Annotated in this window: 7 protein-coding genes; 3 read left to right on the top strand and 4 right to left on the bottom strand. The window is 58.8% G+C overall.

What is annotated here, in order from left to right:
* Positions 1 to 155: 155 nt before the first annotated feature.
* From ACTG4J_RS14060 to ACTG4J_RS14070, 3 genes are read right to left on the bottom strand one after another with little or no spacing between them, the layout of a single operon-like run.
* The gene (locus ACTG4J_RS14060; protein ID WP_439140368.1) at positions 156 to 1,049 is read right to left on the bottom strand and encodes an MBL fold metallo-hydrolase; all 894 of its coding nucleotides are present in this window, start codon (positions 1,047 to 1,049) and stop codon (positions 156 to 158) included.
* Entirely contained in the window at positions 1,042 to 2,217 is a 1,176-nt protein-coding gene (locus tag ACTG4J_RS14065) for a CaiB/BaiF CoA transferase family protein (RefSeq protein WP_439140369.1), read from the bottom strand. The genes ACTG4J_RS14060 and ACTG4J_RS14065 overlap by 8 nt, the downstream gene beginning before the upstream one ends.
* Positions 2,214 to 3,026, bottom strand: a complete 813-nt coding sequence (locus tag ACTG4J_RS14070) for a citryl-CoA lyase (protein WP_439140370.1) — start codon at positions 3,024 to 3,026, stop codon at positions 2,214 to 2,216. Before ACTG4J_RS14070 ends, ACTG4J_RS14065 begins: the two co-directional genes overlap by 4 nt.
* 112 nt (positions 3,027 to 3,138) lie before the next feature.
* Here ACTG4J_RS14070 and ACTG4J_RS14075 point away from each other — a divergent pair, with 112 nt between their 5' ends.
* The 3 genes from ACTG4J_RS14075 to ACTG4J_RS14085 all read left to right on the top strand — a co-directional run bounded on the left by ACTG4J_RS14075 (position 3,139) and on the right by ACTG4J_RS14085 (position 6,347).
* Complete coding sequence (locus ACTG4J_RS14075) at positions 3,139 to 3,996, top strand: dioxygenase (protein WP_439140371.1); 858 nt, start codon at positions 3,139 to 3,141, stop codon at positions 3,994 to 3,996.
* Positions 3,997 to 4,002: 6 nt separating this feature from the next.
* Complete coding sequence (locus ACTG4J_RS14080; RefSeq protein ID WP_439140372.1) at positions 4,003 to 4,806, top strand: IclR family transcriptional regulator domain-containing protein; 804 nt, start codon at positions 4,003 to 4,005, stop codon at positions 4,804 to 4,806.
* A 161-nt stretch (positions 4,807 to 4,967) separates the two neighbouring features.
* Positions 4,968 to 6,347, top strand: a complete 1,380-nt coding sequence (locus tag ACTG4J_RS14085; protein ID WP_439140373.1) for an aminomethyl transferase family protein — start codon at positions 4,968 to 4,970, stop codon at positions 6,345 to 6,347.
* Between the two features lie 241 nt (positions 6,348 to 6,588).
* On the opposite strand, the gene ACTG4J_RS14090 is transcribed toward ACTG4J_RS14085, so the two are convergent.
* Positions 6,589 to 6,814 (bottom strand): hypothetical protein (locus ACTG4J_RS14090; RefSeq protein ID WP_439140374.1); only part of this gene is annotated, 226 nt, incomplete at its 5' end.

Raw genomic sequence — 6,814 nt, forward strand, 5'->3', positions numbered from 1 at the left:
CGCCGGCTGTATTGGCCGCAAGCGCGAGGCCCATTGTGGTCGCTAGTCCCAGTTTCTTCATGATTTCCTCCCATGGTCATCATTGAGGCCCGTTTATTGGCCCGGTGAAAGTAGCAGCACCCCGCGCGCATCCTCCCGCAGGCGGGATGGTCGTATCATCGTGCCGGATGGCGATATGGCTCGATCGAGATATTGGCGCCGATCCGAATGGTCATCAGATCCTCGGCGATCAAAACGATGCCGTCGTATTCCGCAGCCAGTTCCGCCAAAAGATCATCCATCGGCAGCGGATCGGGCGGCAAAAGTGCCAGATGCGTGAGCATTGCCAGCCGTGGCCGGGTCTTGGCAAAGACTCGGCCCACATCGGTGGGCGAGGCATGATGATCAATCGCGACCTTCACCTTGGGATAATTGGCCAAGGTCGCGGGGCGCGCGGCGGCGATCTCATGGATGAAGACATCCGCCCCCTGCGCCTGCGCGATCAGGTTCTCATTGTAGCGGGTATCATGGGAATGCACGAAAACATGCCCACCATATTCCACCCGAAAGCCATAGGCCGACGGGATGTTGTCGCCATGATCCACCAAGATCGCGCGGATCGTCAGCCCGCCACGCTCATAGACCACACCCTCGGTGTAGATATGCGGGATAAGGCGCATATGCTCGGGATCGATCTCATTGTCATTGACGCGGATGTTGCGGTCGGGGCGCGTTGCAAGCCATGCACCCTCGGCCAGGTCCATCAGCCCTTCGGGGCCATAAACCGTCAAAGGCCCGCCGCGCCCGGCCCAGCCCTGCGGGATGGTCCCCGACATCAACAGGTCGAAAATCCCCGAATAATGATCCGAGTGGTAGTGCGACAAGATTACGGTATCGACATATCCCACGGGCAACCCAAGCTGCGCCATGCGGATGACCGTTCCGCGACCGCAATCGATCATCACCTTTTCATCGCCCGCCTCGATCAGCGTTGCCGTGCCAAAGGCATGGATGCTGGGGTTTGGAATACCGGTGCCCAGCAATGTTACCTTTAAGATGTCGTCAGTCATGCGCGTCACTCCTTGGCACGGCCGCAAGGCGATGCTTTCGCGCGGCCAATTCGCGCCGGATCTCGTCGGCATGTGCGTTGAGAATGGGGGGGGCGGTGACACCTGTTTCCGGCTCGCCGTCGAAACTGTAGGGGGCGCGCACGGTGGTAAAGGTTTCGCCCATCACGCCGGGCACCTCGACCTTGATCCCAAGATGGCGAGCTTGAGGATCTTCCAGCGCCTCGTTGCTGTCATAGGCCGGTGAATACGGCAGTCCCGCTGCCTCGAAGGCGGCGCACCAATCCGTGCGGCTGCGCGTGGCGAAAACCGGCGTCAGGATCGCGATCAAATCGTCTTGATGTTCTATGCGCGCCGCGCGCTCGGCAAAGCGGGGATCATCGCGCAGATACGTCAGGCCCGTGGCATCCACCAAACCATCCCAGAACTTGACGGGCGACGACAAATGGATCGCGATCCAAGTCTTGTCGGCGCAGGCAAAGACATAGCTTTGTGATACCGAAGGCCGCGAGAGCGGCCCCATGACCTGATCGGCGCTGTAGTAATGCGTGAAGCTATCGAGGTTGAAATGACACATCGCCTCGAGCATCGAAATATCGACGCGATGACCCAGACCGGAACTAGCACGTTCCGTCAGCGCGGCCAAAACGGCCATGGCCGCATATTGGCCGGTCACAGCATCTGCGATAGCGGGTCCGATCACGCGAGGGCTGTCAGGCGGGGTCAAGAGCCGTAGGTATCCCGATGCCGCCTGTGCGACAGTATCAAAGGTCGGTCGATGCATCGCGGGTCCAGAGGTGCCGAACCCCGAAATCGCGCAATAGATCAGACCCGGATTGATCGCACGCAGCGCTGCCTCGCCGACACCCAACTTTTCAGCTACACCGGGGCGGAAATTCTGGATGAAAACATCCGCCGTTGCGATCAACTCAAGCAGTGTCGCATGATCTGACTCGCTTTTGGTGTCCAAAGCGATAGAGCGCTTGTTGCGATTGTAAGTCTGGTAATGGGGTGAATAAAGCCCGCCCTTAAATGCACGGAACGGGTCGCCCGTGCCCGGCAATTCGACCTTGATCACATCCGCACCCAGATCGGCAAGATGCATCGCTGCGGCGGGTCCGGTGATATAAGTGCCCAGCTCTATGACGCGAATGTGGTTGAGAATCTTCATTGATCCTCCGCGCCACGGGTTTCACGCCCGGACAATGCGCCGTCATAATCGATGGCCTGATCGGCCTGATGCGACATGATAAAGCCGATCGAGCGCAATGACTCTTCGTAAAGATGGGCCGAAAGACCAGCGGCACGCGCCAAAAGCGGCACAGCCTTCAGCGCCTCAAGCGGCCAGCCCGCGTCCAAGATCACGGCTGGAATGGCCCCCGAGACATTGATCGGCAAAGGGCGGGCCATGATGCCCGGCGCTTGTGAGGCGATGGCGCGCAAGACACCGACATAGCGGCCCGACAACCCAAGCTCATCGCAAATCGCCAGCAGGCGATCAGCGCGCGGATCGCCGCCTGCATGTTGCGGATGGCCCAGACCCGGCACCTTTAGATTGTCGATCTTCAACTGTGTCAGGTGATCTTGCGCGGCGGCTTCCAGATCGCCGTCGGTGGCGTCTTGCAAGACTTGATGCAAGAACCGACCAGCCGTCTCGGTCGAGCCTGCAACCACGGTGCCCATGCCCAAAAGCCCAGCCGCCATTGCGCCTTGCCACGCATCGGGACCCGCAGCCAATGTCATGCGTGCGGCCTGAACGCTGGGTACAAGCCCATGCTCGGCGATCGAGACAAGGCATGCGTCCAGCATCTGGCGCTGCGCGTCCGACGGGGGCTGGCCGATCACCAAGAGCCAGAAATAATCGCTGAACCCGATTTTTCCGATCAAATCATGGCACAGATCGCGCCCGCGCACCGTGATGGAATGCGCATCCGAGGTTGCGATGGCTGTATAGGGGTTGGATTGCTTGCCGATCCGCATGATTTTTTCGCATACCGAAAATATTTTCTCTTGTCGAAGGGTAATCAGCCGGATTAGGTTTCGTCAAGCCAATTTGATCGGCCCGACCAGAACACATGCGAGGGACGCGCCCATGAAAGACCTCAACCAATACACGATCACGCCTGCCGTGAAGGACAGTTTCAAAACCGTGCCCGGAAGCCGGCTGGAGCAGCTGTTGCAAGGATTGATAACGCATTTGCATGACTTCACCCGCGAACAGAACGTGACCCATGAAGAGTGGATGGCGACGCTGAATTTTCTTTATGATTGCGGGCAGATCTCGACGCCGGAGCGCCACGAATTCATCTTGCTCTCAGATGTGCTGGGATGGTCGGCGCTGGTGGATATGATCAACACCAAGGGAGGCGCGACGGAAGGGTCCAATCTGGGGCCATTCTACCTTGATGATGCACCAACCAAAGCACTGGGAGCCGACCTGTCCGATGATCGCAGCGGTGTGACGGTATTGATGCATGGCCGGGTGATGGACACGTTGAAAAACCCCCTGCCCGGCGCACAAGTCGATACATGGCAGGCCGATGGCGCAGGCACCTATCCGATCCAAGAGCAAGGCCAAGACAAATACGACCTGCGCGGCAAGTTCACCTGCGATGCAGGTGCGCGCTACTATTATACCACCGTTCTGCCCAAGCCCTATACCGTTCCCTATGACGGACCTGTGGGCCAGCTTTTGCGCGCGGGCAACCGCCATGCATGGCGTGCGCCGCATATGCATTTCATCGTTACCGCACCGGGCATGTCGGGTATCACGACCGAGGTATTTTTCAAAAACACCGACTATATCGACAATGACGCCGTTTTCGGCGTGCGTGGGAGCCTGATCGCCGAGATCAAACCCGCCAAAGACCTCGACAAACTTGGCTATACGCTGGACAAGACGCCCGACGCCGTGATCGAATTCGATTTCGTTTTGGCACCGGGGGACTGATCAGAGTTGGACGACCAAACGCAACGGCCAACAGGCTTTGTCGAGGCACTCGCCAAGGGGATCGCGATCCTCGAGGCATTTGACGCCATGCATAGCGAAATGACCCTGTCCGAGGTGGCCCGTCGCGTGGCGATCTCACCGGCGGCTGCGCGCCGGGGCCTGATCACCTTGATCGAACTGGGCTATGTCGGGCAACGTGGTACGCGCTTTTACCTCAAGCCCAAGGTCATGGCGCTTGGATCTTGCTTTTACTTCGCCGCACGCATTGACGAGATCATTTTGCCCGATCTGCGCGCGTTGGTCGAAAAATTCGGCGATGCTTCATCTGTCGGCACGCTCAATGACCAAAATGTCATCTATGTCGCCCATTACTCCCAACAGCGCGCGCGCCGGGCATCGGCTGTCGTCGGTGCAAGCTATCCGGCTTTTGCAACATCAATCGGACGCGTGCTATTGGCGGGCATGTCCGATGCCGAGCTTGCATCATGGCTTGCTGCACTCGACCCGATGCCCCTGACAGCGCGTACCATCACCGACAAAACGGAATTGCACGCAGAGATCATGCGTGTGCGTGAGCAAGGTTTTGCAACCACCGTGGATCAGCTGGACTACGGGATCACCGCCATTGCCGTGCCGATCCTTAACGAAGCGGGCAAAACCGTCGCAGCGCTCAATAGTTCGGGCTATTCGGGCATGCTGTCACCCCAAGAGCTTGTCGCCGGACGACTGTCGGAATTGCGCGTGGTCGCGAAGTCCATCGCGCAACAGATCAACCGCTTCCCGACATTGCGCGCGGTTCTGGGCGACTGACCAACGCCGCAAAGGCCGCGACGCCCCCCATTCATCTTCATGCAGCGTAATCAGGCTTGACGCAGGGCAAAGCTGCGCGCTATTTTCGTCATGAGCAAATATTTTCGCAATGCGAAAATATTGTCCGATCACACCGATCGGCAAAATACCGGGAGGGGACGATGAGTACATCGCAGGCAATTGCCGCCACAAGTTTGCAAGATGCGCTGGATGCAGCGGGGGGACCGATCGCGCTTTTGCGCGCATCGCAGCTAGGCACGACAATTTTTCCCGGCATTCCGGCGGAGTTCACAAATTGGCGCGACGAACAGCGCGCGTGGAAAGACAGTGTCGCGCTTCTGGAACAAAGCTACCACATGACCGAATTGCATGTGCGTGGCCGCGATGCCTTGGCCTTCATGGCAAGCCTGATGACCAACCGCGCCGACAATTTCTCGGTAATGCGCGCGAAGCAAATCGTGATGTGCGGCCCGGATGGGCAGATGATCTCGGACGCCGTGCTGTTTCGCGAGGAAGAAAATTTCATGCGTGTCGTTGGCCCGCCCACGGCGGCCAACTGGGTGCAATATAACGCCTTGCACAGCAAGATGGACATTACCGTCACCCGCGACGAGAATTTCATCCGCCCGCGGGACAGTCGCGACGTCTATCGCTTTCAATTGCAAGGCCCCAATGCGCTGGCCTTGATGCAAGAAGTAACCGAAGGCACGCTTCCCGATATTAAGTTCTTCCATATGGGCAGCTTCATCATCGCCGGATGCACCGTGCGCGCCGTGCGTCACGGTATGGCAGGTACGCCCGGCTTTGAGCTTTACGGCCCGTGGCAAGACAAACAAGCCGTGCGCGCGGCCGTGGAGCGGATCGGCGAAAAATACGATCTGCGCAAAGCAGGCTCGGTGACATATGGCACCGCAGCGCAGGAGTCGGGCTGGATGCCCCGCCCCCTGCCCGCGATCTACGAAGGTGCCGACATGGCCGGGTACCGCAGCTGGATCCCCGCCCAAAGCTTCGAGGCAGCCGGCTCATTAGGTGGCAGCTTCGTCTCAAGCAATATAGAAGACTACTATGTCGAGCCCTACGAGGTCGGCTATGGCGCTTTGGTCAGTTTCGAGCATGACTTCATCGGACGCGATGCGTTGGTCGAACGCAAAAAGACCCAAAAGCGGCGCAAGATGACGCTGATCTGGAACAATGACGATGTGTTCCGTGTCATGCAAAACGCACTGCGCACGGATGGGCCGCGCAGCAAGTTCATTTCGCTGCCGGTACCGATGTATTCTTCGTTCCAAGCGGATCAGGTCTTGGTCGGCGGCAAGCCTGCCGGGGTATCGAACTGGATGTCCTACTCGTCCAACGCCGGTGCGATCTTGTCGACCGCCCTGATGGATCTTGAGCATTGTGAACTGGGCAAAGAGGTAAAGGTGCTTTGGGGTGAACCCGATACCCTGCGCCATACTGTCGAGGCCCATGAGCTATGCGAAATCCGCGCGACGATCGCGCCGGTTCCCTATTTCGACAAGACGATCAAGAAAGACGCATAGGCCAGCTTTGGCGATTAAGGTGCGGTCAGAACAATGCGAACAATTCTCAGGGTTGGCTTAAAGTACCGGACGACCAGGCAAGGAACTGACGCCGCTTAGCGAGAGCAGCGGCGCAGTTGGCCTTGAAGAGGGGTCGGCTGGAGAGACTGCGCTCGTTGCTTGAGTGGTCAAAGGCCCGCGTTCCAGAAAACCGGCAGCATCCCGGCTTGACCGCCGCCCACGCACGCCCCATCGCACATCGTCACATGCGGCTGATATAGATAGGACTTGTCCAGGCCATATGGCCATCCTCGAAGACGATGCGGGCGTAAATCCGCGCCTCACCTGTCGCCGGCAAGACGATGGCCTGGTCGAGCGTCATGCGATGCGGAAGCTGGTGATCCGGCAGGCGCTGCAGGCGCACACCCTTGCCAAGCCCGCCACAATCAACATGGTGCTCACCGGTCTCGATCGAAGACAGGTCGATT

Source organism: Roseicyclus sp., from assembly GCF_965662675.1.
Classification (GTDB): domain Bacteria; phylum Pseudomonadota; class Alphaproteobacteria; order Rhodobacterales; family Rhodobacteraceae; genus Roseicyclus.

What these genes read in the sequence shown, in the direction of transcription:
- ACTG4J_RS14065 (WP_439140369.1), bottom strand. Translation starts at nt 2,217, where the DNA reads ATGAAGATTCTCAACCACATTCGCGTCATAGAGCTGGGCACTTATATC.
- ACTG4J_RS14075 (WP_439140371.1), top strand. Translation starts at nt 3,139, where the DNA reads ATGAAAGACCTCAACCAATACACGATCACGCCTGCCGTGAAGGACAGT.
- ACTG4J_RS14085 (WP_439140373.1), top strand. Translation starts at nt 4,968, where the DNA reads ATGAGTACATCGCAGGCAATTGCCGCCACAAGTTTGCAAGATGCGCTG.
- ACTG4J_RS14070 (WP_439140370.1), bottom strand. Translation starts at nt 3,026, where the DNA reads ATGCGGATCGGCAAGCAATCCAACCCCTATACAGCCATCGCAACCTCG.
- ACTG4J_RS14060 (WP_439140368.1), bottom strand. Translation starts at nt 1,049, where the DNA reads ATGACTGACGACATCTTAAAGGTAACATTGCTGGGCACCGGTATTCCA.